This window comes from Pseudomonas sp. NMI542_15, assembly GCF_021283425.1.
Classification (GTDB): domain Bacteria; phylum Pseudomonadota; class Gammaproteobacteria; order Pseudomonadales; family Pseudomonadaceae; genus Aquipseudomonas; species Aquipseudomonas fortuita.
The window spans coordinates 455676-479389 of the sequence record NZ_JAJSRO010000003.1; the positions used below are offsets into that span (position 1 = coordinate 455676).

Annotated in this window: 22 protein-coding genes; 10 read left to right on the forward strand and 12 right to left on the reverse strand. The window is 61.9% G+C overall.

The annotated features are described in order from the left end of the window. Positions 1-34: 34 nt before the first annotated feature. From LU684_RS08085 to LU684_RS08095, 3 genes are all read right to left on the reverse strand, one after another. Positions 35-2323 (reverse strand): ABC transporter permease subunit, encoded by a 2289-nt coding sequence (locus LU684_RS08085; RefSeq protein ID WP_016489849.1) that lies wholly within the window; start codon positions 2321-2323, stop codon positions 35-37. Positions 2324-2462: 139 nt separating this feature from the next. Beyond that, the gene (locus tag LU684_RS08090) at positions 2463-3461 is read right to left on the reverse strand and encodes a phosphate ABC transporter substrate-binding protein PstS (protein ID WP_016489850.1); all 999 of its coding nucleotides are present in this window, start codon (positions 3459-3461) and stop codon (positions 2463-2465) included. A 218-nt stretch (positions 3462-3679) separates the two neighbouring features. Further along, the gene (locus tag LU684_RS08095) at positions 3680-4969 is read right to left on the reverse strand and encodes an MFS transporter (protein WP_060519715.1); all 1290 of its coding nucleotides are present in this window, start codon (positions 4967-4969) and stop codon (positions 3680-3682) included. Positions 4970-5329: 360 nt separating this feature from the next. Between LU684_RS08095 and LU684_RS08100 the strand changes: the two genes are divergently transcribed. Both LU684_RS08100 and LU684_RS08105 read left to right on the forward strand, forming a co-directional pair. Beyond that, entirely contained in the window at positions 5330-5728 is a 399-nt protein-coding gene (locus LU684_RS08100) for an acyl-CoA thioesterase (protein WP_016489852.1), read from the forward strand. A gap of 71 nt (positions 5729-5799) precedes the next feature. Then, complete coding sequence (locus tag LU684_RS08105; protein ID WP_016489853.1) at positions 5800-6696, forward strand: D-hexose-6-phosphate mutarotase; 897 nt, start codon at positions 5800-5802, stop codon at positions 6694-6696. 61 nt (positions 6697-6757) lie between these two features. Here the strand turns inward: LU684_RS08105 and LU684_RS08110 are convergent, their stop codons facing one another. From LU684_RS08110 to LU684_RS08130, 5 genes are all read right to left on the reverse strand, one after another. Next, the gene (locus LU684_RS08110; protein WP_371262328.1) at positions 6758-7291 is read right to left on the reverse strand and encodes a DUF3299 domain-containing protein; all 534 of its coding nucleotides are present in this window, start codon (positions 7289-7291) and stop codon (positions 6758-6760) included. A 48-nt stretch (positions 7292-7339) separates the two neighbouring features. Continuing rightward, the gene (locus LU684_RS08115) at positions 7340-7585 is read right to left on the reverse strand and encodes a GlsB/YeaQ/YmgE family stress response membrane protein (RefSeq protein WP_010955824.1); all 246 of its coding nucleotides are present in this window, start codon (positions 7583-7585) and stop codon (positions 7340-7342) included. 108 nt (positions 7586-7693) lie between these two features. Continuing rightward, positions 7694-8776, reverse strand: a complete 1083-nt coding sequence (locus tag LU684_RS08120; protein ID WP_210667649.1) for a 5-(carboxyamino)imidazole ribonucleotide synthase — start codon at positions 8774-8776, stop codon at positions 7694-7696. Between the two features lie 10 nt (positions 8777-8786). Next, positions 8787-9278, reverse strand: a complete 492-nt coding sequence (gene purE / locus LU684_RS08125) for a 5-(carboxyamino)imidazole ribonucleotide mutase (RefSeq protein WP_016489856.1) — start codon at positions 9276-9278, stop codon at positions 8787-8789. 171 nt (positions 9279-9449) lie between these two features. After that, complete coding sequence (locus tag LU684_RS08130) at positions 9450-10382, reverse strand: LysR substrate-binding domain-containing protein (protein WP_161775561.1); 933 nt, start codon at positions 10380-10382, stop codon at positions 9450-9452. A gap of 182 nt (positions 10383-10564) precedes the next feature. On the opposite strand from LU684_RS08130, the gene aspA reads away from it, so the two are divergent. From aspA to LU684_RS08150, 4 genes are all read left to right on the forward strand, one after another. Continuing rightward, positions 10565-11989 carry an aspartate ammonia-lyase gene (aspA, locus tag LU684_RS08135; protein ID WP_024717848.1) on the forward strand — a complete coding sequence of 475 codons (1425 nt, stop codon included), beginning with the start codon at positions 10565-10567 and terminating at the stop codon, positions 11987-11989. A gap of 171 nt (positions 11990-12160) precedes the next feature. Continuing rightward, positions 12161-13153, forward strand: coding sequence for an AraC family transcriptional regulator (locus LU684_RS08140; protein WP_095116253.1), 993 nt, complete (start codon positions 12161-12163; stop codon positions 13151-13153). A 225-nt stretch (positions 13154-13378) separates the two neighbouring features. Continuing rightward, positions 13379-14422 (forward strand): histone deacetylase family protein, encoded by a 1044-nt coding sequence (locus LU684_RS08145; protein WP_023047761.1) that lies wholly within the window; start codon positions 13379-13381, stop codon positions 14420-14422. Beyond that, positions 14422-15525 (forward strand): polyamine ABC transporter substrate-binding protein, encoded by a 1104-nt coding sequence (locus tag LU684_RS08150; protein ID WP_016489861.1) that lies wholly within the window; start codon positions 14422-14424, stop codon positions 15523-15525. Before LU684_RS08145 ends, LU684_RS08150 begins: the two co-directional genes overlap by 1 nt. 31 nt (positions 15526-15556) lie before the next feature. Here the strand turns inward: LU684_RS08150 and pdxR are convergent, their stop codons facing one another. After that, positions 15557-17086 (reverse strand): MocR-like pyridoxine biosynthesis transcription factor PdxR, encoded by a 1530-nt coding sequence (gene pdxR, locus LU684_RS08155; protein WP_070086518.1) that lies wholly within the window; start codon positions 17084-17086, stop codon positions 15557-15559. Between the two features lie 90 nt (positions 17087-17176). On the opposite strand from pdxR, the gene LU684_RS08160 reads away from it, so the two are divergent. From LU684_RS08160 to LU684_RS08170, 3 genes are read left to right on the forward strand one after another with little or no spacing between them, the layout of a single operon-like run. Next, the gene (locus tag LU684_RS08160) at positions 17177-17806 is read left to right on the forward strand and encodes an FMN-binding negative transcriptional regulator (RefSeq protein ID WP_023047759.1); all 630 of its coding nucleotides are present in this window, start codon (positions 17177-17179) and stop codon (positions 17804-17806) included. Between the two features lie 12 nt (positions 17807-17818). Continuing rightward, on the forward strand, positions 17819-18265 hold the full coding sequence (locus tag LU684_RS08165) for a GNAT family N-acetyltransferase (RefSeq protein WP_016489864.1): 447 nt from the start codon (positions 17819-17821) through the stop codon (positions 18263-18265). 7 nt (positions 18266-18272) lie between these two features. Further along, positions 18273-18944: a GNAT family N-acetyltransferase gene (locus LU684_RS08170; protein ID WP_060519723.1), complete on the forward strand. Its 672-nt coding sequence runs from the start codon at positions 18273-18275 to the stop codon at positions 18942-18944. A gap of 186 nt (positions 18945-19130) precedes the next feature. Here the strand turns inward: LU684_RS08170 and oadA are convergent, their stop codons facing one another. Together oadA and LU684_RS08180 are read right to left on the reverse strand one after the other, a co-directional pair. After that, positions 19131-20939 carry a sodium-extruding oxaloacetate decarboxylase subunit alpha gene (gene oadA, locus LU684_RS08175; protein WP_016489866.1) on the reverse strand — a complete coding sequence of 603 codons (1809 nt, stop codon included), beginning with the start codon at positions 20937-20939 and terminating at the stop codon, positions 19131-19133. Positions 20940-20950: 11 nt separating this feature from the next. Next, entirely contained in the window at positions 20951-22366 is a 1416-nt protein-coding gene (locus LU684_RS08180) for an acetyl-CoA carboxylase biotin carboxylase subunit (RefSeq protein ID WP_016489867.1), read from the reverse strand. Between the two features lie 190 nt (positions 22367-22556). Here LU684_RS08180 and LU684_RS08185 point away from each other — a divergent pair, with 190 nt between their 5' ends. After that, on the forward strand, positions 22557-23519 hold the full coding sequence (locus LU684_RS08185; protein WP_016489868.1) for a LysR family transcriptional regulator: 963 nt from the start codon (positions 22557-22559) through the stop codon (positions 23517-23519). Here LU684_RS08185 and LU684_RS08190 read toward each other — a convergent pair. After that, positions 23461-23679, reverse strand: a complete 219-nt coding sequence (locus tag LU684_RS08190; protein ID WP_080641095.1) for a PA3496 family putative envelope integrity protein — start codon at positions 23677-23679, stop codon at positions 23461-23463. The two genes, LU684_RS08185 and LU684_RS08190, sit on opposite strands and share 59 nt — an antisense overlap. Between the last annotated feature and the right edge of the window lie 35 nt (positions 23680-23714).

The following is a 23714-nucleotide window of genomic DNA, read 5'->3' on the forward strand; positions in this document are numbered from 1 at the left end:
AGGGAATCCTTTTTCACGGATCGCTACCTTTCTATCAAAGCGACGAGTATTTCTTGCGCAGACGCTGGCGAATCAGCTCGGCCAAGGTGTTCATGACGAACGTGAACATCAGCAGCACCAGGGCGGCCAGGAACAGCACGCGATAGTGGCTGCCACCGACTTCCGATTCCGGCATTTCCACGGCCACGTTGGCGGCCAGGGTGCGCATGCCCTCGAACAGGTTCATCTCCATCACCGGGGTGTTGCCGGTGGCCATCAGCACGATCATGGTCTCACCCACCGCACGGCCCATGCCGATCATCAGCGCCGAGAAGATACCCGGGCTGGCGGTGAGGATGACCACGCGGGTCAGGGTCTGCCAAGGCGTCGCACCCAGGGCCAAAGAGCCCAGGGTCAGGCTGCGCGGCACGCTGAATACGGCATCCTCGGCAATGGAGTAGATGTTCGGGATGACCGCAAAGCCCATGGCGATACCCACTACCAGGGCGTTGCGCTGGTCGTAGGTGATGCCCAGGTCGTTGGTGATCCACAGGCGCATGTCACCGCCGAAGAACCAGTTTTCCAGGTGCGGGCTCATGGTCAGGGCGAACCAGCCGGTGAACAGGATGACCGGTATCAGGATCGCAGCTTCCCAACCATCCGGCACACGCAGGCGGATCGACTCCGGCAGGCGGCTCCAGGTGAAGCCGGCCAGCAGGATGCCGAACGGCATCAGCAGGAACAGGCTGAACACGCCAGGCAGGTGGCCTTCGAGGTACGGCGCCAGGAACAGGCCGGCGAAGAAGCCGAGGATTACCGTCGGCATGGCTTCCATCAGCTCGATCACCGGTTTGACCTTGCGGCGCATGCCCGGGGCCATGAAGTAGGCGGTGTAGATGGCGGCGGCAATGGCCAGCGGGGCGGCCAGGATCATCGCGTAGAACGCGGCCTTCAGCGTACCGAAGGTCAGCGGCGAGAGGCTCAGCTTGGGCTCGAAGTCGGTATTGGAAGCAGTCGATTGCCAGACGTATTTCGGCTCGTCGTAGTTCTCGTACCACACCTTGCCCCACAGTGCGCTGAAGGAAACTTCAGGGTGCGGGTTGCGCAGGCTCAGCGGCAGCAGCTTGCCGCCCTCTTCGATGATGATACGGTTGGCGCGCGGCGACAGGGCCAAGGTGCCCGGGCCTTCGGCAGCAGGCTCCACCAGCAGGGTGCGGTGCGCCGTGCTGTGGAACACGCCCAGCTTGCCGTCGGCGTCCAGGGCGATGAAGCCTTTGCGGCGCTCTTCGGCGTCGATCTGCACCACCGGGGCCTTGCCCATCTGGAAGGTACGGATCTGCTTGAAGCGCGATTCGCCGTCCGGGTCACGGGCCATGAACCATTGGGCCAGGCCACCTTTGGAATCACCAATGATCAGCGAAATGCCGCCGACCAACTGGGCGCTGGCGGTAATTTCAGTGTCAGCGCTTTCGGCCAGTTTGTAGCGGCCGTTGAGGCTCTTGTCACGCAGGCTGAACACGTCGGCGGTGGCGCGGCCGTTGATCACGTAGAGCCACTGCTGACGCGGGTCGATGAAGATGTTCTTCACCGCTTCGGTCATCTGCGGCAGCACGATACGGTTCTGCTCGGTGGTGACCTCTTCGGTCATCATGTTTTCGGTGCGCGTCAGCTGCACCACCTGCAGGTGCGCGCCGGTAGACCCGGCCAGTACCAGGGTGTCGCCATTGACGTTGACGTTGACGTGTTCCAGCGCACGGCCCTGTTCGTCGAGCACGAACGGCTGCTCGCCGTACGGGTAGTCGATGCCGGGGGTGATGGTTTTCTTGTTGTCCGGGTAGGTGATCTTGTAGGTGTGGTGGAACACCAGCGCCTGACCATTGGACAAGCCCAGCACCACCAGCGGGCTGCCCGGCTGGTCGCTACTGATCGACGTGACCTGGGCGTCTGACGGCACGGGCAGGTCGACCCGCTTGAGCTCGTTACCCGTTTTGGTATCGAAGAACAATGCCTGGCCCTTGTCCGAAACCCGCATCCCCACAAGGTTCTGTTCTTCAAGCGCAATCATCAGCGGCTTGCCGGCATCCTGCTGTAGCCAGGCCGGCGCCAAGGCTTGCTTACGGGTCAGCTCGGCGCCCTGGAACAGTGGCAACACCACATAGGCCAGGTAGAAGAAGATCAGGGTGATTGCCGCCAACACGGCAAGCCCGCCCACCAGGACGTACCAGCGGGTCAGGCGGTCCTTGAGCGCACGCATGCGGCGCTTGCGTTGCAACTCGGGCGTATTGAAATCAATGCGCACGGGCTGGGAGTTTTGGGTCATGTTGGAATTGGCCAGATCATTCATGCGCACACCCTAGCGGTCCCGTGTGACAAAAACATTACAAAGTGGTGACGCGCGAAAGCCCGCCGCACAGTGAACCTGGCTTCGGACTGGAAATTCGTGGAAGAGGCCGGGCATCAGCACCGGCCCCCTCTTCAGTTACTTACTTCTTTGCGACGTTACCGGCGTGGGACAGGCCCAGGTCAGCCAGGGTCTTGTCGACGACTTTGGCCGGCAGCGGGATGTAGCCATCTTTCACCACGACCTGCTGGCCAGCTTGCGACAGTACCAGCTTGACGAACTCGGCTTCCAGCGGCGCCAAAGGCTTGTTCGGGGCCTTGTTGACGTACACGTACAGGAAGCGCGACAGCGGGTAGGTGCCGTTCAGGGCATTGGCTTCGTTGTCTTCAACGAACTCGCCGCCTTCTTTCTTGGCCAGGGCTACGGTCTTGACGCTGGCGGTCTTGTAGCCGATACCCGAGTAGCCGATGCCGTTCAGCGAGGAGCTGATCGACTGCACGACCGACGCCGAGCCAGGCTGTTCGTTCACGTTAGGCTTGAAGTCTCCTTTGCACAGGGCTTCTTCCTTGAAGTAACCGTAGGTGCCCGATACCGAGTTGCGGCCGAACAGCTGGATTGGCTTGTTGGCCAGGTCACCGGTCACACCAACGTCGCCCCAGGTCTTGATATCAGCCTTGCCACCGCACAGGCGGGTGGAGGAGAAGATGGCGTCGACCTGGGCCATGGTCAGGCCTTTGATCGGGTTGTCCTTGTGCACGAACACGGCCAGGGCGTCGACGGCAACCGGGATGGCGGTAGGCTTGTAGCCGTACTTCTGCTCGAAGGCCTGCAGCTCGACGTCCTTCATCTTGCGGCTCATCGGGCCGAGGTTGGCGGTGCCTTCGGTCAGCGCGGGTGGCGCGGTGGAAGAGCCGGCAGCCTGGATCTGGATGTTTACGTTCGGATATTCCTTCTTGTAGGCCTCGGCCCACAGGGTCATAAGGTTCGCGAGGGTATCGGAACCGACGCTGGAGAGGTTGCCCGAAACACCGGTGGTTTTGGTGTAGGTCGGGATTGCAGGATCGACAGCGGCTACCGCGTTGGCGGTTGCAACGCCAGCGGCGGCAAAGGTAAGGGCCGCCATCAAACGCTTCAGTTTCATGCCTTGCTCCTAGCAGGAATATTGGGGTGTTGGATGGAACGGGCCCAAGTATCGGCAGGCCGCATGAACACGATATGACTTCATTGTGACAATTGGATGAAAGGCCATCACTGATAGCAGGTCTGGCCTCTTCGCGGGCACGCCCGCTCCCACAGGGGTTGTGCTGAGCCCTGTGGGAGCGGGCGTGCCCGCGAAGAGGCCAGCAGCCCCGAAACAGATCAGCGCTTGTTGGCGAGCAGGTACAGGCCTACGGCCAGACCCACGGCGCACAGGCCTGCTACATAATAGGCAGGCGCCATCGGGCTTACTTTCAGCAGCGCGGTCACCACCATTGGCGTCAAGCCACCGAAAATCGCGTAGGCCACGTTGTACGAGAACGACAGCCCACTGAAGCGCACCGCCGCCGGGAATGCCTTGACCATCACATAAGGCACCGCGCCGATCACACCCACGCACAGGCCGGTCAGCGCATACAGCGGGAACAGTAGCTCGGGCCGGGTTGGCAGGCTATGGTAGAAGGTCCAGGAACTGGCCAGCAGCAGCAGGCTGCCGATCACGAACACCCGGCCCGCCCCAAAGCGGTCGGCCAGGCTGCCGGCGCCGATGCAGCCAAAGCTGAGCAGCACGATGGCCATGCTGTTGGCCTTGAGCGAGTCGATCGGGCTGATGTGGTAGAAGCTCTGCAGCAGCGCAGGGGTCATCAGGATAACCACCACGATACCGGCCGACAGCATCCAGGTCAGCAGCATCGACAGGATGATCGGGCCGCGGTGGTCGCGCAGCACGGCGCGCAGCGGCAGCTCCTCGGCCAGCGCCTTGCGTTGCTGCATTTCGGCAAACACCGGGGTTTCGTGCAGCCAGCGGCGCAGGTACACCGAGAACAGGCCGAACACACCACCGAGCAGGAATGGGATACGCCAGGCGTAATCGGCCACTTCGTCGGCGCTGTACACGCTATTGATCAAGGTCGCCACCAGCGAGCCCAGCAGAATGCCCGCCGTCAGGCCTGCGGTCAGAGTGCCGCATGCGTAGCCGGTGTTGCGCGCCGGTACGTGCTCAGAGACGAACACCCAGGCGCCCGGCACCTCGCCACCAATCGCCGCGCCCTGGATCACCCGCATCAGCAGCAGCAGGATCGGCGCCCACATGCCGATTTGTGCGTATGTTGGCAGCAGGCCCATGATCAGGGTCGGCAGGGCCATCATGAAGATGCTCAGGGTAAACATCTTCTTGCGTCCAAGCAGGTCACCAAAGTGGGCCATGATGATGCCCCCCAGCGGCCGCGCCAGGTAGCCAGCGGCGAAGATGCCGAACGTTTGCATCAGGCGCAGCCACTCGGGCATGTCGGCCGGGAAGAACAGCTTGCCAACCACCGTGGCGAAGAACACGAAGATGATGAAGTCGTAGAACTCCAGTGCGCCACCCAGGGCGGACAGCGAGAGTGTTTTGTAGTCACTGCGGGTCAGCGGCCGCGGAGGCTGCTCGATACTGCTCGGCACGGAAGTCATCGATCGTTGTTCTCTTGTAGGGCATGCAGGCCGCTTGGCACGCGGCTTCTGGATTGGGAGACAGGCGAAGATAGCAAATTGCCGAGCCGCGCCGAAAGCGATACAAAATCCATACAGATATTCATGAATGCGCGGTCGTCGCTGGCAGTTATGCCCTATATACTGCTGATTCGTAGGAAAAGGTTGTTGCCCGCGTGGGATGTTGTGCGAAAACGCCGGTCTTTATGTCAGACGGTTTCGCAGAGTTTCCCTACGGCCGTCCAGCGAAACGAAATCGGCGTAGTATGTTTCAAGCTGAATCGTTTACCCGGCCTTCGCGCCACACCAACGAAAAGCGTCACGGGTCAGAGGCCCCATCGCATGATTGAGCTCGAACAAGAAGATCCAATCCCGCAAGGCGACCTGGCCTTGCAAATCACCGCACTCCCGCGCGAAACCAACGGGTTTGGCGACATCTTCGGCGGCTGGCTGGTTGCCCAGATGGACTTGGCCGGCACCGCCATGGCCAGCCGCGTCGCCGGTGGCCGCGTGGCGACCGTGGCCATTGAACGCATGGCCTTCCTGGTACCCGTTGCAGTGGGCGCACAGCTGTCGTTCTATACCCAGACCCTGGAAATCGGCCGCAGCTCGATTCAGATGATGGTCGAAGTGTGGAGCGACGACCCGCTGTCCAGTGAATGGCGCAAGGTTACCGAAGCGGCATTCGTCTTCGTCGCCATCGACGGCAGTGGCCGCACCCGTTCCGTGCCTCGTCGCTGAGCCACGCGGGCGGTAAACTCATTGCATGTGCCCGGGTCCAAGGCCCACTGGCTATCAATGAGATGAACGCAATGGCTACCTTTCAGGTCGTAACCGAGCAACATGGCGAACTCAATTGCTGGCGTATCAGCAGCGATCGCGCCGAACTCCTGATCGCCCAGCAGGGCGCACAGATCCTCAGCTACCAGCGGGTCGGCGAGCCGCCGCTGCTGTGGCTGAGCGACCAGGCCATCTTCCGCCACGGCAAGTCGGTACGCGCCGGTGTGCCGGTGTGCTGGCCGTGGTTCGGCAACCTGCAGCGCAACCCCCAGGCCGTTCAGGCCATGTACCACGGCGAGCAGGCGCCTGCTCACGGGCTTGCGCGCTCGCGTGACTGGCAGCTGCTGGGTATCGAGGAAGCGGGCAACGGCCTGCGCATTGAATTCCAATTGCCTGAAGCGCAGGGCGATCTACCCGGCTGGCCTCATGAGGTCGAGCTGAAGCTGGTGGTGGAGCTGGATGAGGCGCTAAAGCTGAACCTGACCAGCCGCAATATGGGCAATACCCCCGTTACCATCAGCCAGGCCTTGCACAGCTACTTCGCGGTCAGCGATGTGCGTCAGGCGCGGGTCGAAGGCGTCGAGGGCCTGGGCTATATCGAAACCCTTGCCGACTGGGAACAGCGGGAGCAGCAGGGCGCACTGGCGTTTGCCGGGGAAACTGACCGGATCTACCTCGCTACCCCACAGACCCTGAGCATTGTCGACCCGCACTGGAACCGGCGGATTACCTTGACCAGCAGTGGCTCGCGCTCGGCGGTGATCTGGAACCCCTGGACCGAGCGGGCCAAGGAGCTGGCGGACATGGCTGATGATGGCTGGCAGCGGATGCTGTGCATCGAGACAGCGAATGTGTGGAATGATCTGGTGGAATTGAAGCCTGGGGCGAGTCATTCGCTGGGTGTACAGATCGGTTGTGAAATGATCTGAGGCCTGCAATGTTTTTGCCGGCCTCTTCGCGGGCTTGCCCGCGAAGAGGCCGGGCCAGGTATCAGAGGTCTGCGTCTTCCACCACCCTCACCTTCCCCGCATCCAGCGCATAGGCCGCATCGGCCAGGTCATTGCTGACCTTTTCCACCTTCAGCTTGCCGCTGACCCACAGCGGTGTGTAGATGTCATCGATCTTCAACCCTTTCGGGTAGCGCACCAGCACCAGCTGGTTCGGCGGCGGTGGCGGCACATGGATGCACGCGCCCGGGTACGGCACCAGGAAGAACAGCGTGCTGTTGCCCTTGGCATCGCTTTCCAGCGGCACCGGGTAGCCACCCAGGCGAATGTCCTTGCCGTTCATGGCAGCCACGGTCTTGGTCGAATACATCACCGCTGGCAGGCCCTTGCTCTGCTTGAGCCCACCCTTGTCGGTAAAGGTGCCCATGGCTTCCGGCGAGTTGTGATCGATTTCGGGCATTTGCTCGAGCGCTTTCTGGTCCGACTTGGGCATAAGCTCCAGCCAGTCGGTTTCAGGCAGTTCGGCATAGGCCAGGGTACTGGCCAACAACAGGGGGACGAGAAAAAAGGCTCGCATGGCAATGCTCGGCAACTCGAATGAATTGCCGGGCATTCTAACCAGTATTCAGCGTTTCTTGATGAATCCGTAGATCACCAGAAGGACCACGGCACCGACCAGCGCGCCAAAGAAGCCCGCCGCCTGACCGGCCTGGTAGATGCCCAGTGCCTGGCCGCCATAGGTCGCCAGCAAGGAGCCGGCAATACCCAGCAGGATGGTCATGATCCAGCCCATGCTGTCGTCGCCCGGCTTGATGAAGCGGGCCAGCAGGCCGACGATGAGGCCGATAAAAATGGTTCCAATGATGCCCATGGCAATCCCTCTGCAGTGAATATGGAGCAAGCCAAAGCCTAGACGGGCTTTGGCTTGTTGCCATGTTCAGAGGGCAAGCCGCTTGCAGAAGTTCGATTTGTAGCCCGATCAGTTGCTGATCAGAGCCTCTACTTCGGCAATCTTGCGCTCAAGGGTGGCCATGTCATGGCAGCGCAACGTGGCGTGGCCAACCTTGCGGCCGACCTTGAAGGCCTTGCCGTAGTGGTGCAGGTGGCAGTCGCCGATGGCGACGACCTTGTCCACGGCCGGCACTTCACCGATGAAGTTGAGCATTGCGCTCTCGCCCACCTTGGCCGTCGACCCCAGCGGCAGGCCAGCGACGGCGCGCAGGTGGTTCTCGAACTGGCTGCACTCGGCGCCTTCGATGGTCCAGTGCCCGGAGTTGTGCACGCGCGGGGCGATTTCGTTGGCCTTCAGGCCACCGTCAACTTCGAAGAACTCGAAGGCCATGACGCCAACGTAGTCCAGCTTCTGCAGCACACGGCCAACGTAGTCTTCGGCCAATGCCTGCAGCGGGTGCGCCTGGCTGGCCACCGACAGGCGCAGGATGCCGCTTTCGTGGGTGTTGTGCACCAGCGGGTAGAAGCGGGTTTCGCCATCACGGGCACGCACGGCCACCAGCGACACTTCGCCAGTGAACGGCACGAAGCCTTCCAGCAGGCACGGCACGCTACCCAGCTCGACGAAGGTGCCTACCACGTCTTCTGGCGTGCGCAGCACCTTCTGACCCTTGCCGTCGTAGCCCAGGGTGCGGGTTTTCAGCACGGCAGGCAGGCCGATGCTGGCCACTGCGGCGTCCAGGTCTGCCTGGGAAAGGATGTCGGCGAAGGCCGGGGTAGGAATACCCAGGTCGCGGAACATGCTCTTTTCGAACAAGCGGTCACGGGCGATGCGCAGCGCTTCGGCACTGGGGTAGACCGGCACGAACTGCGAGAGGAAAGCCACGGTCTCGGCCGGTACGCTTTCGAACTCGAAGGTGACCAGGTCGACTTCGTCGGCCAGCTGGCGCAGGTGGTCCTGGTCGCCATAGTCGGCACGTAAATGCTCGCCCAACGGCGCGGCACAGGCGTCCGGTGCCGGGTCGAGGAAGGCGAAGTTCATGCCCAGCGGGGTACCCGCCAGGGCCAGCATGCGGCCCAGCTGGCCGCCACCGATTACACCGATCTTCATGGGTTGAGCCTCAAGCCTGGCGCGGGTCTGGGTTGTCCAGCACAGTGTCGGTCTGTTCCGTGCGGAACTGCTTCAGTGCCGCGTGGTACTGCGGGTACTTGGCGCCCAGGATGCTGGCCGACAGCAGCGCAGCGTTGATCGCACCGGCGCGGCCGATGGCCAGCGTGGCAACCGGCACGCCGGCTGGCATCTGCACGATCGACAGCAGCGAGTCGACGCCCGACAGCATCGACGACTGCACCGGCACACCCAGCACTGGCAGGTGGGTCTTGGCGGCGCACATGCCTGGCAGGTGGGCTGCGCCACCGGCACCGGCGATGATCACCTCGATGCCGCGGCCTTCGGCCTCCTCGGCATACTGGAACAGCAGATCCGGGGTGCGGTGGGCAGAAACCACCTTCACTTCGTAAGGAATGCCGAGTTTTTCCAGCATATCGGCGGTGTGGCTAAGGGTGGACCAATCGGACTTGGAGCCCATGATCACGCCAACCAGTGCACTCATCGTCGAGCCTCTTCGCTTGTGCGCCCGCGGGCGCGTCAAAAAACAACAAGCCACGCGGGACGACCGGCGTGGCTTGTTTGCTGATCAGGACCGGACGCATCCGGTCGAAAGGCCGCGCAGTATACCGTAAGGTGGTGCGTTTAAGGCACCCCGGCGACCAACTGTCGGGCCTTATTTTTCGGGGCTTTGGCTGACTTTTGGGTCAACCGCCGCCGCACCCTCGAGCTTGCGCCACAACAGCCTGACGTTGGCCTTGCGCACCAGGGCGCAGCGGTACAGGCGTATTTCCAGTGGCACATGCCACTGGCTGCCGCCGCAGACGGCCAGTTCGCCGCGCTCCAGCTCGCCACGCATCGACAGGCGCGGTACCCAGGCGATACCCATACCCTCCAGCGCCATGCTCTTGAGGCTGTCGGCCATGGCGGTTTCATAGACGGTGGTATAGCGCAGGTTGCGCTGGCGCAGCAGCAAATTGACCGAGCGGCCCAGAAATGCGCCAGCGGTATAGGCCAGCAACGGCACACTGCCCTCACCTTCCAGGTCGAACAATGGCTTGCCCTCGGCATCCACGGCACACACCGGCAACATTTCGGTGGTGCCCATGTGCAGTGAGGGGAAGATCTCGGCATCCATCTGCAGGGCCGCGTCCGGGTCATAGAAAGCCAGCATCAGGTCGCAGCCACCTTCGCGTAATGCATGCACGGCATCTCCGACGTTAGTCGCAACCAGGCGAGTGGCGATGTTCAAACCGTCGTTGCGCAACTGGGCAACCCAACGGGGGAAAAAACCCGACGCCAGGGAGTGTGCCGCAGCCACCTGCACCACCTCGCCCTGCCCGCCCTCAAGATGATGCAAATGGCGCAGAATTTCGCTCAACTGGTCGACAACAGTGCGTGCCGTGACCAGAAACAGTTGGCCGGCTTCAGTCAGTTCGATGGGCGTACGGGAACGGTTCACCAGTTGCAGGCCCAATGCCGCTTCAAGGCTGCGAATGCGCCGGCTGAAGGCCGGTTGGGTGACAAAACGCCGCTCTGCCGCCTGTGAAAAACTGCGGGTAGCGGCGAGTGCGCTGAAATCTTCCAGCCATTTGCTTTCAAGGTTCACGAAGCACATCTCCCGGCGTGCACCAAAATGGAACACGCTCGAATGTCAATTGGCGTCACATGAAACACTATGCCGTTTGTGCATAGGTTAGCGTGCAACAGCATTGGCCGCAAAATCACCTTAAGGCCTAGGATTGGCGCCATTCCGGCATGTGCCGGGTCAACATCGAGATGATATACATCATGTCCTCCGCTGCATCGTTCCGCGTCGAAAAAGATCTGTTGGGTACCCTTGAAGTTCCTGCTGATGCCTACTACGGCATCCAGACACTGCGCGCTGCCAACAACTTCCACCTCTCCGGCGTTCCACTGTCGCACTACCCGAAACTGGTAGTCGGCCTGGCGATGGTCAAGCAGGCAGCTGCTGACGCGAACCGTGAGCTGGGGCACCTGAGCGATGCCAAGCACGCTGCGATCAGCGCAGCCTGCGCACGACTGATCAAGGGCGACTACCACGAACAGTTCGTGGTAGACATGATTCAAGGCGGTGCTGGTACTTCTACCAACATGAACGCCAACGAAGTCATCGCCAACATCGCGCTGGAGGCCATGGGTCACCAGAAGGGTGAGTACCAGTACCTGCACCCGAACAACGATGTGAACATGGCGCAGTCGACCAACGACGCCTACCCGACCGCTATCCGTCTGGGCCTGCTGCTGGGTCACGATGCCCTGCTGGCCAGCCTCGACAGCCTGATTCAGGCCTTCGCAGCCAAAGGTAAAGAGTTCGACCACGTACTGAAGATGGGCCGTACCCAGCTGCAGGACGCCGTGCCGATGACCCTGGGCCAGGAATTCCGCGCCTTCGCCACCACCATGACCGAAGACCTCAACCGTCTGCGTTCGCTGGCGCCTGAGCTGCTGACCGAAATCAACCTGGGTGGTACTGCCATCGGTACCGGCATCAACGCCGACCCGGGCTACCAGATGCTCGCGGTGCAACGCCTGGCAATCATCAGCGGTCAGCCGCTGGTACCGGCTGCCGACCTGATCGAAGCCACCTCCGACATGGGCGCCTTCGTGCTGTTCTCCGGCATGCTCAAGCGTACTGCCGTCAAGCTGTCGAAGATCTGCAACGACCTGCGCCTGCTGTCCAGCGGCCCTCGCACCGGCATCAACGAAATCAACCTGCCAGCGCGTCAGCCAGGCAGCTCGATCATGCCAGGCAAGGTCAACCCGGTTATCCCGGAAGCCGTCAACCAAGTCGCCTTCGCCATCATGGGCAACGACCTGGCCCTGACCGTCGCCGCCGAAGGTGGCCAACTGCAGCTGAACGTGATGGAACCGCTGATCGCCTACAAGATCTTCGACTCGATCCGCCTGCTGCAACGCGCCATGGACATGCTGCGCGAGCACTGCATCGTCGGCATCACTGCCAACGAACAGCGCTGCCGTGAACTGGTTGAGCACTCGATCGGCCTGGTCACCGCCCTGAACCCGTACATCGGCTACGAAAACGCCACCCGTATCGCCCGCGTTGCCCTGGAAACCGGCCGCGGCGTGCTGGAACTGGTGCGCGAAGAGAAGCTGCTGGACGAAGAGATGCTGAACGACATCCTGCGTCCGGAAAACATGATCGCTCCACGTCTGGTTCCGCTGAAGGCGTAACCCGACCGCTGCAAACAGTCTCACCAGGTTAAGGGACTAGACACCTCTCAACCTTTCAAGGCCCGAGCCAATGCTTCGGGCCTTTTTTTGTCTGATGGATTTGCCCGAACGCCCGGATATCGGCACACAACTTGCTCCATAATGCGTCCCAGCCCCACGGGATTACCCAGCATGCTGCACAGCCATCTGACTACCCTCAACGCCGTTTCGCTGATCCTCAACGTCTTTCAGGCAGAAGGTTGCGAGGCTTCGGCGCTGCTGGCCGGCAGCGGCATTGGCCCGGCAGACCTGGGGCACGCGGATGCGCGCATCACCACCCAGCAGGAATTGCAGGTGTGCGCCAACGCCGTGGCCCGGCGCGAGGACATCGGCCTGGAACTGGGCCGGCGCATGCATGTGTCGTGCTACGGCATGCTGGGTTACGCCCTGCTCTCCAGTGCCACTTTGGGTGACGCCTTGCGCCTGGCGCTGCAGTATCCGGCACTGCTGGGAACAGTCTTCAAGCTGCGCTTGCTCGACGATGGCCAGCGGGTCTGGTTCAGCGCCAGCGACTACCACGACAGCCCGGCACTGAGCGCTTTCAACGCCGAGTTCTGCCTGGTGTCGCTGAAAGTCATCTGCGATGACCTGCTTGGCCGCCCGTTGCCGTTGCTGGGGGCCCGTTTCGAGCACACTCGGCCCGGCTACCACGTGCGCTATGCCGATGCATTCCAGTGCCCGGTCGGTTTTGCCGCCGAAGACAATGCCTTTGCCTTCGAACGACGCTGGCTGGACACGCCGCTGCCGCTGGCCGACCCGATTACCCACAAAGCCATGAGCGAGCGCTGCCGGCGCCTGAACCTTGAGTTCACCGGCCGCCAGGCCTGGCTGGGGCGTATTCGTCAGCTGCTGACCCAGCAACTGGATGCCGCGCCTGGGCTGGAAGGCCTGGCACGGCAAATGAACTGCTCGTCGCGCACCTTGCGCCGGCATCTACAGGCGCTGGGCAGCAGTTATCAACAGCTGCTGGACGAGCTCAGGTTCGAGCGGGCCAAGCAGTTGCTGGCCGATGAGCAGATGCCCATCTACCGTATTGCCGAGACCTTGGGGTTCAGCGAGACGGCCAGTTTCCGCCATGCCTTCCAGCGCTGGAGTGGTGTGGCGCCCAGCCACTTCCGCGGTTGACCTGTACCGGCCTCTTCGCGGGCTTGCCCGCTCCCACAGAAACTGCACAAGTCCCGAGTACTTTGGGATACCTGTGGGAGCGGGCAAGCCCGCGAAGAGGCCGGCACAGGAAAGCACGACCAGAGAGCTTGGCCAGATCGATCCCCTTTTGGCCACTTGCGTCGTTCTCCGCTACTGACCCGCCCATGACAATGGACCCACGCCAGTACCCACCGGAGAACAACAATGCTGACGATCTATTCCGATGACCACCGCCTGCACCATGGACGCTGCGAGCTGATCGACGGCAAGCTGATGCCCTGTTTCGAAATGCCTTCGCGTGCCGACCATGTACTCGACCAGGTGAAAAAGCGCGACCTCGGCGATATCCAGGGCCCGACCGACTTCGGCCGGGCGCCATTGCTGCGCGTCCACAGCGCCGATTACCTGGACTTCTTCGAAGGCGCCTGGGCACGCTGGGCAGCATTGGGCCAGGAAGGCGACCTGCTGCCTTTCACCTGGCCTGCACGCACGCTGCGCCAGGTAAAGCCCACCGGCCTGCACGGTGAACTGGGCTACTACAGCTTCGATGCCGGTGCGCCGATCACAGCCGGCACCTGGCAAGCGGCCTACAGCGCCGCCCAGGTCGCCCTTACCGCCCAGGCAGCGATCCAGCAAGGCGCCCATTCGGCCTTCGCACTGTGCCGCCCGCCAGGGCATCACGCCGCCGGTGAAGTGATGGGCGGCTACTGCTACCTGAACAACGCCGCCATCGCTGCCCAGGCGTTCCTCGACCAGGGCAGGCGCAAAGTCGCCATCCTCGACGTTGACTACCATCATGGCAACGGCACCCAAGACATCTTCTACAGCCGCGACGACGTGTTCTTCGCCTCGATCCACGGCGACCCGCAGGACGAATTCCCGTTCTTCCTCGGCTATGCCGACGAAACCGGCGAAGGTGCCGGCGAGGGCTGCAACGTCAATTACCCTTTGCCGGCCGGCAGCGACTGGGCCGCCTGGAGCGCCGCGCTGGAAGACGCCTGCCAGCGCATCGCCAGCTATGACGCCGACGTGCTGGTCATCTCCTTGGGTGTGGACACCTTCAAGGACGACCCCATCTCGCAGTTCAAGCTCGACAGCCCGGACTACCTGGAAATGGGCAAGCGCATCGGCCAGCTCGGCAAGCCGACCCTGTTCGTGATGGAAGGCGGCTACGCTGTGGAAGAAATCGGTATCAACGCGGTCAATGTGCTGGAAGGCTTCCAGCGCGCCCAGCCAGGAGCCCGGTAATGGTCCGACTCAAGCGTCTGCTCGCCCCGTTCATCGCTGCCACCCTGTTCACCGGTGCCCTGCACGCCCAAGCCGAGCAGCGCACCCTGCGTGTGTATAACTGGTTCGATTACATCACCCCGCAGACCTTGACCGACTTCCAGAAGGACAGCGGCGTCAAACTGATCTACGACATCTTCGACACCAACGAAGCACTGGAGGCCAAGCTGCTCACCGGCAACTCCGGCTATGACGTGGTGGTGCCTTCCAATGTGTTTCTCGCCAAGCAGATCGAGGCCGGGGTATTCCAGCCGCTAGACCGCAGCAAGCTGCCGAACTGGCAACACCTGGACCCGGCGCTGATGAAACTGATCGAGGCCAACGACCCGGGTAACAAGTTTGCCGTGCCGTACATGTACGGCACCGTGCTGATCGGCTTCAACCCGGCCAAGGTCAAGGCTGCACTCGGCGACAACGCGCCGGTCGACAGCTGGGACCTGATCTTCAAGGAAGAGAACATCGCCAAGCTCAAGCAGTGCGGCGTGGCCCTGCTCGACTCGCCTTCGGAGATTCTGCCACTGGCCCTGCAGTACCTGGGCTTGCCACCGAACAGTGACAAACCGGCCGACTACAAGAAGGCTGAGGCGCTGATGCTGAAGATTCGCCCCTACATCACCTACTTCCATTCCTCGAAGTACATGGCAGACATCGCCAATGGCGACATCTGCGTGGCAGTGGGCTACAGCGGCAGCTTCTCGCAGGCCGCAAACCGCGCCCGCGAGGCGAAGAACGACGTGGTGGTGGACATGCGCCTGCCCAAGGAAGGCGCGCCGATCTGGTTCGACATGCTGGCGATTCCGAAAAACGCGGCCAACCCGGAAGACGCCCATACGTTCATCAACTACCTGCTGCGGCCGGAGGTGATTGCGCCGATCAGCGACTTTGTCGGGTACCCCAACCCGAACAAGGATGCGACCGACAAGGTAAGCCCGGCGATTCGCAACAACCCCAACCTGTACCCGACTGCGGAGGCGATGGCCAAGCTGTATACCCTCAAGCCACTTGCGCGGGATGCCGAACGGGCCAGGACCAGGGCCTGGACGCGGATCAAGTCCGGCACCTGATATAGCGCCGCGGGCCGCACAGCGGCCCCATTCACCTTCTCCAGGCCTTTCGCAGTTTCATCAGTGCCTCGGCAATCTCTCCCTCCGGCACCGCCGCAAACCCCAGCACCAGCCCCGCTCGCTTATCCACAGGCACCTCGCTGTCCGTCAACCAGAAATTACTCAGCGGCGTAACCTCCACTCCCACCGCTTCCGCCTTGGCCACCAGTTCCTGTTCCCGCGCAAAGTTATCCACATCAACCTTCACATGCAGCCCGGCCGCCACTGCCGGCATGGCGCCCAAACCGGGAATATCCTCAGGCCAGCCTGCCTTGAGTACATTGCGCCGGCTTAGCGCCGCCTTGCGCATGCGCCGGATGTGCCGCTGAAAGTGCCCGCGGGCCATGAACTCGGCCATCACACATTGGCTGCTGACCTCTGAATGCCGCACCGCCAGCGCCTTGCCCTGGCTGAACGCTTGCGCCAACTGCGGCGGGAGTACCAGGTAGCCCAGGCGCAGCGCCGGGAAGGCAATCTTGCCGAAGGTGCCGACGTACAGCACGCGCCCGTGCCGGTCGAGGGCCGCCAACGGGGCCAAGGGCGCGCCGCTGTATCGGTACTCACCGTCGTAGTCGTCCTCGATGATCCAGCCATCGTTTCGGTCAGCCCAGGCCAGCAATTCCAGGCGGCGCGCCAAGCTCATGGTCACCCCGGTCGGGTACTGGTGGGCAGGCGTCACATAGGCCATCCGACAATCCTTCAGTTGCCCAAGCCGGCTGCAATCCATCCCCTCCCCATCCACCGGTACGCCGCACAACTGGCCACCCGCCATTGCAAAGGCGTGACCGGCCGCCCGATAGCCCGGGTTTTCCACAGCTACGCCGTCGCCCGGCTCTAATAGCAACTGTGCACAAAGACTAATGGCCTGCTGCGCGCCACTGGTGATCACAATTTGTTCAGCCATGCAATTCAGCCCGCGCGAGCGACGCAAGTAGGCAGCGATCAGTTCGCGCAGCATCGGCTCGCCAGCCGGGTTGCCATAACCGAGTTGAGCGGGGGTCGGGTTACGCCAGAAACCCGCCTGCAGCTTGGCCCAGACGTCAAACGGGAACAGGTCGAATGCTGGAATGCCAACGCGAAAAGCACGCGGCTGACCGCTCCTTGGTGGCGACAAGTGATGGGTTTTCAGACGCCGCAAAGCTTCGCTTGAACGTCGGTGGCTGGATAAATCCTCAGTATATTCTTCTGAAATTGTGGATAAATCTGTTGATAACCCATGGGATAACCCTGTGGATACTTGTGTGGATAGTTTTGGTAGCCGGCTTACATAGGTGCCATCGCCGACACGGCTTTCGATGTAACCCTCGGCGTACAACTGGTCGTAAGCCCGCACCACGCTGTTGCGTGACAACACCAGCATGGTGGCCAACTCGCGGGTGGCCGGCAGCCGGGTGCCGCTGCTCAAGCGCCCGTCCAGCACCCGCGCGCGCAGCGCCTGGTACAGCTGCTGGCTGAGCCCGCGGCGGCGGTCCAGGGCGATCCCGGAAGGGTCGAAAGGCAAAACGAGGGGGCTATCATTCATGGCATTGGACCTATGAAAACAGGCATTAATGGCTCTTACCCAGAACCAATAGCCTGCCTAGGATGGCTCCACTGCACAAGGAAACCGAGCATGTACAACAGCAAACCCCATCAGGAACTCGAACTCGGCCGCCTCCACCAGCACATGCTCGACACCCGCCTGGCCGTGCTGGTCAGCCAAGGTGACCAAGGCCTGTTGGCCACACACCTGCCGGTACTGGTGGATATCACCGAGGGCGAGTTCGGCACCGTCTATGCCCACCTGGCACGGGCCAACCGCCAATGGCAGGACCTGGCACAAGGTAGCGAAGCCCTGCTGGTCTTCCCCGGTGCCGACGCCTATGTCAGCCCCAGCTACTACCCGAGCAAAGCCGATAACCCCAAAGTGGTGCCGACCTGGAACTACCTGGCCGTCCACGCGTATGGCCCGGCCGAAGTCATCCATGAAGCCGAGCCCCTGCTCGCCATCGTGAGCCGCCTGACCGATCGCCACGAACACGGTCGCAGCGAACCGTGGAAAGTCACCGACGCCCCTGCCGACTACATCGAGGGCATGCTGCGCGCCATCGTCGGTATCCGCCTGCCCATCGCCCGCCTGCAAGGTGCGCGCAAGCTCAGCCAGAACCGCTCCGCGCAAGATATCGCCGGCGTGCGTGACGGGCTGGCCGCCAGCCCCGATCAACTGGACAACCAACTCGCAGCGCACATGCGCCAACCCTGAAGGAATAGCCCCATGCCCAGCGTTACCCTGCGCCCTGTCGGCGCCCAAGACCATGCCGCCTGGCTCGCCCTGTGGCAGGCCTACCTGCACTTCTATGAAACCGAGTTGGCCGATGAAGTCAGCCTCAGCACCTGGCAGCGTCTGCTCGACCCGAGCGAGCCAACCCATGCGGCATTGGCCTGGGTCGATGGCAAGGCGGTGGGGATGGTCAACTTCATCTACCATCGTTCCAACTGGAGCATCGAAAACTCTTGTTACCTGCAGGACCTGTACGTGGACAGCTCGCAGCGCGGCCTGGGCATTGGTCGCCAGCTGATCGAGCACGTCTACACCACAGCCAAGGCCGACAACTGCATCAAGGTGCACTGGCTGACCCACGAAACCAATGCCACCGCCATCAGCCTGTATCAGCAGGTTGCCGAGCGGTCGGGCTTCATCCAATTCCGCAAAGGCTTGTAGGCCGAACATGACAGACGCATTGAACTGGAAACCCGCCGCAACGCCCCAGGCCGAGCCAATTGAAGGCCGCTTCATCCGCCTGGAAAAGCTCGACCCGGCGCGCCATGGCGACGACCTCTGGCAAGTGCTGCAAGGCCCAACGTCCGACCCAGTGCTGTGGGACTACCTGCCCTATGGCCCGTTCACCGAGCGGGCCGAATTCGACCGTTGGCTGCAGGGCAACGCCGCAGGGCGCGACCCGCTGTTCTACACCGTAATCGACCGCGCGAGCGGCCAGGCCCAGGGTATTCTCAGCCTGATGTCGATCGTGCCCGACCACGGGCGCATTGAAATCGGCCACATCGCCTTCGGCGCCGCCATGCAGCGCACCCCCAAGGGCACCGAGGCGGTGTACCTGCTGGGCAAGCTGGGCTTCGAACTGGGCAACCGTCGGCTGGAGTGGAAGTGCAACAACGCCAATGCCCGCTCCAAGCGCGCAGCGGAGCGGTTTGGCTTCGTCTACGAAGGCGTATTCCGCAAGCACCTGGTGGTGAAGGACCATAACCGCGATACGGCGTGGTATTCGATTACCGATGATGAATGGCCAGCGGTGGCTGCCGGCTTCGAGCGGTGGTTGAGCCAGGAGAATCAGCGGCCCGAGGGGCAGGTGAATACACTTGAGGCATGCCGCAACGGCTGATAGCTGTATGGGTCTCACTGGCCTCTTCGCGGGACAAGCCCGCTCCCACAGGTACTGCACTGCCCTCAAGTGCAGTGGTAAACCTGTGGGAGCGGGCTTGTCCCGCGATGAGGCCGGCAAATACAGCACAAAAAAAGGGGAGCATCCGCTCCCCAGAGGTTAACCGCTTGTAGATGAGGGCTTATCTCAGCCCTCGATCTCGATCAGGATCTCACCCGGCGTCACGCGATCGCCCTTGGCCACGTGGATGGCCACGACCTTCCCAGCAATGGCCGCCTGCACTTCGGTTTCCATCTTCATGGCTTCGGTGATCAGCACGGCCTGGCCAGCCTTGACCACGTCCCCTTCCTTGACCAGTACATCAACGATGTTGCCCGGCATAGTGGTGGTGACGTGACCTGGATCGGTGGCTTGCTTGCGCTTGCTACCGCCGCCACCGACGAACTCGTTGAGTGGCTCGAACACCACTTCTTCCGGCATGCCGTCGATAGACAGGTAGAAGTGGCGCTTGCCTTCGGCCTTAACACCCACCCCGGTGATGTCGACGCGGTAGGTTTCGCCGTGCACGTCGATGACGAACTCGGTCGGTACCCCTTCACCGCCTGGAGCAGAAACGGCGCCAGCTTCTGGAATTGGCAACAGGGCTTCCGGAGTGAGGGTGCCGGCTTCGCGTTCTTCGAGGAACTTGCGGCCAATATCCGGGAACATGGCGAAGGTCAGCACGTCTTCTTCACAGCGGGCCAAGGCGCCGATGTCGTTACGCAGCTTGGTCATCTCTGGCTTCAGCAGGTCGGCCGGGCGCACATCGATCACTTCCTCGCTGCCGATCGCCTGGCGGCGCAGCTGCTCGTTGACCACACCCGGGGCCTTGCCGTAACCGCCTTGCAGGTACAGCTTCACCTCGTTGGTGATGGTCTTGTAGCGCTCGCCAGCCAGCACGTTGAAGAACGCCTGGGTGCCGACGATCTGCGAGGTCGGCGTCACCAGCGGCGGGAAGCCGAGGTCTTCACGCACACGCGGAATTTCGGCCAGCACTTCGTTCATGCGGTTGAGCGCGCCCTGTTCCTTGAGCTGGTTGGCCAGGTTGGAAATCATGCCACCGGGCACCTGGTTGACCTGCACGCGGGTGTCCACGGCGGTGAATTCGCTTTCGAACTGGTGGTACTTCTTGCGCACGGCGTAGAAGTACAAGCCGATTTCCTGCAGCAGCTCCAGGTCCAGGCCGGTATCGAATTCGCTGCCCTTGAGCGCAGCAACCATCGACTCGGTACCCGGGTGGCTGGTGCCCCAGGCGAAGCTGGAGATGGCGGTGTCAATATGATCGGCGCCGTTTTCCACAGCCTTGAGCTGGCACATGGCGGCCAGGCCGGCGGTATCGTGGGAGTGGATGAACACCGGCAGCGACTGCTCAGCCTTCAGCGCCTTGACCAGTTCACCCGTGGCGAACGGGGTCAGCAGGCCGGCCATGTCCTTGATCGCCACCGAGTCGCAACCCATGGCTTCCATCTGCTTGGCCTGGTTCACGAAGGCCTCGATGGTGTGCACCGGGCTGGTGGTATAGGCGATGGTGCCCTGGGCATGCTTGCCGGCAGCCTTGACCGCTTCGATGGCCACGCGCAGGTTACGCACGTCGTTCATGGCGTCGAAGATACGGAACACATCAATGCCATTGACCGCTGCCTTGGCGACGAAGGCTTTGACCACGTCGTCGCTGTAGTGGCGGTAACCCAGCAGGTTCTGGCCGCGCAGCAGCATTTGCAGGCGGGTGTTGGGCAGGGCTGCGCGCAACTTGCGCAGGCGCTCCCACGGGTCTTCCTTGAGGAAGCGCACGCACGCGTCGAAGGTGGCGCCACCCCAGACTTCCAGCGACCAGTAGCCGACTTTGTCGAGCTTGTCGCAGATCGGCAGCATGTCTTCGGTACGCATGCGGGTGGCCAGCAGGGACTGGTGGGCGTCGCGCAGGATCGTGTCGGTTACGTGAATTTTCTTGGACATTATAGGTTTCCTCACAGGCCTGCGTGGGCGGCGATGGCGGCGGCGATGGCCAAGGCCAGCTCTTCGGGTTTGCGCTTGATCGAGTAGTTGGTCAGTTCAGGGTGGCTTTCGACGAAGCTGGTATTGAACTGCCCGCTACGGAATTCCGGGTTGCGCAGAATTTCCTGGTAATAGGCGGCAGTGGTCTTCACCCCTTGCACACGCATGTCGTCCAAGGCTCGCAGGCCGCGGTCCATGGCCTCTTCCCAGGTCAACGCCCACACCACCAGTTTCAGGCACATGGAGTCGTAGAACGGCGGAATGGTGTAGCCGGTGTAGATCGCTGTATCGGTACGTACGCCCGGGCCACCGGGGGCGTAGTAACGAGTGATCTTGCCGAAGCTGGGCAGGAAGTTGTTCTTCGGGTCTTCGGCGTTGATGCGGAACTGCAGCGCGTAACCGCGGTGCTGGATGTCTTCTTGCTTGACCGACAGCGGCAAGCCCGAGGCGATGCGAATCTGCTCACGGACAATGTCGATACCGGTGATTTCCTCGGTGATGGTGTGTTCCACCTGCACCCGGGTGTTCATTTCCATGAAGTACACCTCGCCATCGGCGAGCAGGAACTCCACGGTACCGGCGTTCTCGTAGTTCACCGCCTTGGCCGCACGCACCGCCAGGTCGCCGATGTAGGCGCGCTGCTCGGGTGTGAGCTGTGGGCTTGGGGCAATTTCGATGAGCTTCTGGTTACGGCGCTGGATAGAGCAGTCACGCTCGAACAGGTGCACCACGTTGCCGAAGCTGTCACCGAGGATCTGTGCCTCGATGTGCTTGGGGTTGACGATGCACTTTTCCAGGAACACTTCGGCCGAACCAAAGGCTTTGGTGGCTTCGGAAATCACTCGCGGGAAGTTCTGCTCCAGCTCTTCGCGGCTGTTGCAACGGCGAATACCGCGGCCGCCACCACCGGAGGTGGCCTTGAGCATCACCGGGTAACCGATGCGCTCACCTTCGCTCAGGGCTTCATGAATATCGGCAACGTTGCCTTCGGTACCCGGGGTTACCGGCACACCAGCGGCGATCATGGTGCGGCGCGCTTCGGTCTTGTCGCCCATGCGGCGAATGACGTCGGCGGCCGGGCCGATGAACTTGATCCCGCGTTCAGCGCAGATCTCTGCCAGTTCAGCGTTTTCCGATAGGAAACCATAGCCCGGGTGCAGGGCATCACAGCCGGTTTCCACAGCCAGGTTCACCAGCTTGCGCGGGTTCAGGTACCCGGCCAGCGGCTCGGCGCCAATGCTGTGTGCTTCGTCGGCGCGCTTGACGTGCAAGGCATGCCGGTCGGCGTCGGAATAGATCGCTACCGAGCGTATGCCCATCTCGGCGCAGGCACGCACGATCCGAACTGCGATTTCACCTCGGTTGGCGATCAGGATTTTTTTTATCACTGGAGTCTTCCCAAAGCCGTAGGAACAGTCGAGCCGGTTCTACCGGTCGGCGCGTGACCAGGCGTTGCTGGCCAGTCGCGTATTCACCCTAGCGCTGTAGGTCGATAAACAAAAATCAATATTTGTTAGATGCAGTATTAGCAAAAGCTTATAGTGCGGTAACAAGGTATTGCCGAAGGGCGGGTTATAAATGCGTAAGTCCTTGATGCGTATGACTTTGCGTCAATTGCAGATCTTCAATGAGGTGTGTGATTTGCGCTCGTACAGCCGTGCAGCGGAAGAAATGTCCCTGACGCAACCCGCCGTTAGTCTACAGATTCGTCAGCTCGAAGAGCTGATTGGGCAGCCGTTGTTCGAGTACGTGGGCAAGAAGCTGTACCTGACCGAAGCGGCCGAGGCGCTGCAACGTGCCAGCCGCGATATATTCGGCCGCCTCGAGAGCCTGGACATGCAGCTGTCGGACATGCAGGGCTCACTGCAAGGGCAGCTGAAACTGGCGATCGAGTCCAGCGCCAAGTACTTCGTGCCACACCTGTTCGCCGCCTTCAAGCAACGTCACCCGGAGGTCAATCTGACCCTGACGGTGGTCAATCGCGCCCAAGCCATCCGCCGCCTTTCGGACAACCGCGACGACCTGATCATCATGTCGATGGTGCCGCAGGACATGGGCCTGGAATTTCTGCCGTTCCTCAACAACCCGATCATCGCAGTGGCGCCGCCTGAGCATCCGCTGTGCAAGCTGGAGCAATTGCGCCTGCAAGACCTGGAGCCTCATACCTTGCTGGTACGCGAGCAGGGTTCAGGCACACGCAAGGCCTGCGAGGAGTACTTCAAGGACAAGCGCGTGCATTTCACCCAGACCCTGGAAGTGGCCTCGGCCGATGCCCAGTGCGAGTGTGTGATCGCCGGCCTGGGGATTGCCCTGCTGACTCGCCATGCGGTCAATCTGGAACTGGCCACAGGCGCACTGAAAGAGTTACCGGTAGAAGAGCTGCCGCTGTACCGCAGTTGGTGCGTGGTGCAGGCCAAGGCCAAGCGGCAGTCGCCGGTGGCCTTGGCGTTTCTGGCGTTCATCCGCAGCGAACGTGCGCTGATCAGTGCGCTTGTTGAGCGTTTTTCGGGGAAGTTGCCACTGAAGACTGCCACACTGTAAGTGCTTGCAACTCGGGGTAGTCCACCAGCTCGCGCAGCAGTTGACGTTGGTCGCAATAGGTCTCGATCGCGCGGCGGTATTCCATGCGGCGCTGATCCTTTTCCTGCTGCTTGCGAGCCTTGGCGTTGGGTTGGTAGATACCGTCGTGGTCACGTGCCATTGCCTGTCTCCCAGATAGGATGCGGGACTTTCAGA

Coding starts and splice junctions, on each gene's coding strand:
- LU684_RS08085 (WP_016489849.1), bottom strand. CDS start 2,323: ATGAATGATCTGGCCAATTCCAACATGACCCAAAACTCCCAGCCCGTG.
- LU684_RS08090 (WP_016489850.1), bottom strand. CDS start 3,461: ATGAAACTGAAGCGTTTGATGGCGGCCCTTACCTTTGCCGCCGCTGGC.
- LU684_RS08095 (WP_060519715.1), bottom strand. CDS start 4,969: ATGACTTCCGTGCCGAGCAGTATCGAGCAGCCTCCGCGGCCGCTGACC.
- LU684_RS08100 (WP_016489852.1), top strand. CDS start 5,330: ATGATTGAGCTCGAACAAGAAGATCCAATCCCGCAAGGCGACCTGGCC.
- LU684_RS08105 (WP_016489853.1), top strand. CDS start 5,800: ATGGCTACCTTTCAGGTCGTAACCGAGCAACATGGCGAACTCAATTGC.
- LU684_RS08110 (WP_371262328.1), bottom strand. CDS start 7,291: ATGCGAGCCTTTTTTCTCGTCCCCCTGTTGTTGGCCAGTACCCTGGCC.
- LU684_RS08115 (WP_010955824.1), bottom strand. CDS start 7,585: ATGGGCATCATTGGAACCATTTTTATCGGCCTCATCGTCGGCCTGCTG.
- LU684_RS08120 (WP_210667649.1), bottom strand. CDS start 8,776: ATGAAGATCGGTGTAATCGGTGGCGGCCAGCTGGGCCGCATGCTGGCC.
- purE (WP_016489856.1), bottom strand. CDS start 9,278: ATGAGTGCACTGGTTGGCGTGATCATGGGCTCCAAGTCCGATTGGTCC.
- aspA (WP_024717848.1), top strand. CDS start 10,565: ATGTCCTCCGCTGCATCGTTCCGCGTCGAAAAAGATCTGTTGGGTACC.
- LU684_RS08140 (WP_095116253.1), top strand. CDS start 12,161: ATGCTGCACAGCCATCTGACTACCCTCAACGCCGTTTCGCTGATCCTC.
- LU684_RS08145 (WP_023047761.1), top strand. CDS start 13,379: ATGCTGACGATCTATTCCGATGACCACCGCCTGCACCATGGACGCTGC.
- LU684_RS08150 (WP_016489861.1), top strand. CDS start 14,422: ATGGTCCGACTCAAGCGTCTGCTCGCCCCGTTCATCGCTGCCACCCTG.
- pdxR (WP_070086518.1), bottom strand. CDS start 17,086: ATGAATGATAGCCCCCTCGTTTTGCCTTTCGACCCTTCCGGGATCGCC.
- LU684_RS08160 (WP_023047759.1), top strand. CDS start 17,177: ATGTACAACAGCAAACCCCATCAGGAACTCGAACTCGGCCGCCTCCAC.
- LU684_RS08165 (WP_016489864.1), top strand. CDS start 17,819: ATGCCCAGCGTTACCCTGCGCCCTGTCGGCGCCCAAGACCATGCCGCC.
- LU684_RS08170 (WP_060519723.1), top strand. CDS start 18,273: ATGACAGACGCATTGAACTGGAAACCCGCCGCAACGCCCCAGGCCGAG.
- oadA (WP_016489866.1), bottom strand. CDS start 20,939: ATGTCCAAGAAAATTCACGTAACCGACACGATCCTGCGCGACGCCCAC.
- LU684_RS08185 (WP_016489868.1), top strand. CDS start 22,557: ATGCGTAAGTCCTTGATGCGTATGACTTTGCGTCAATTGCAGATCTTC.
- LU684_RS08190 (WP_080641095.1), bottom strand. CDS start 23,679: ATGGCACGTGACCACGACGGTATCTACCAACCCAACGCCAAGGCTCGC.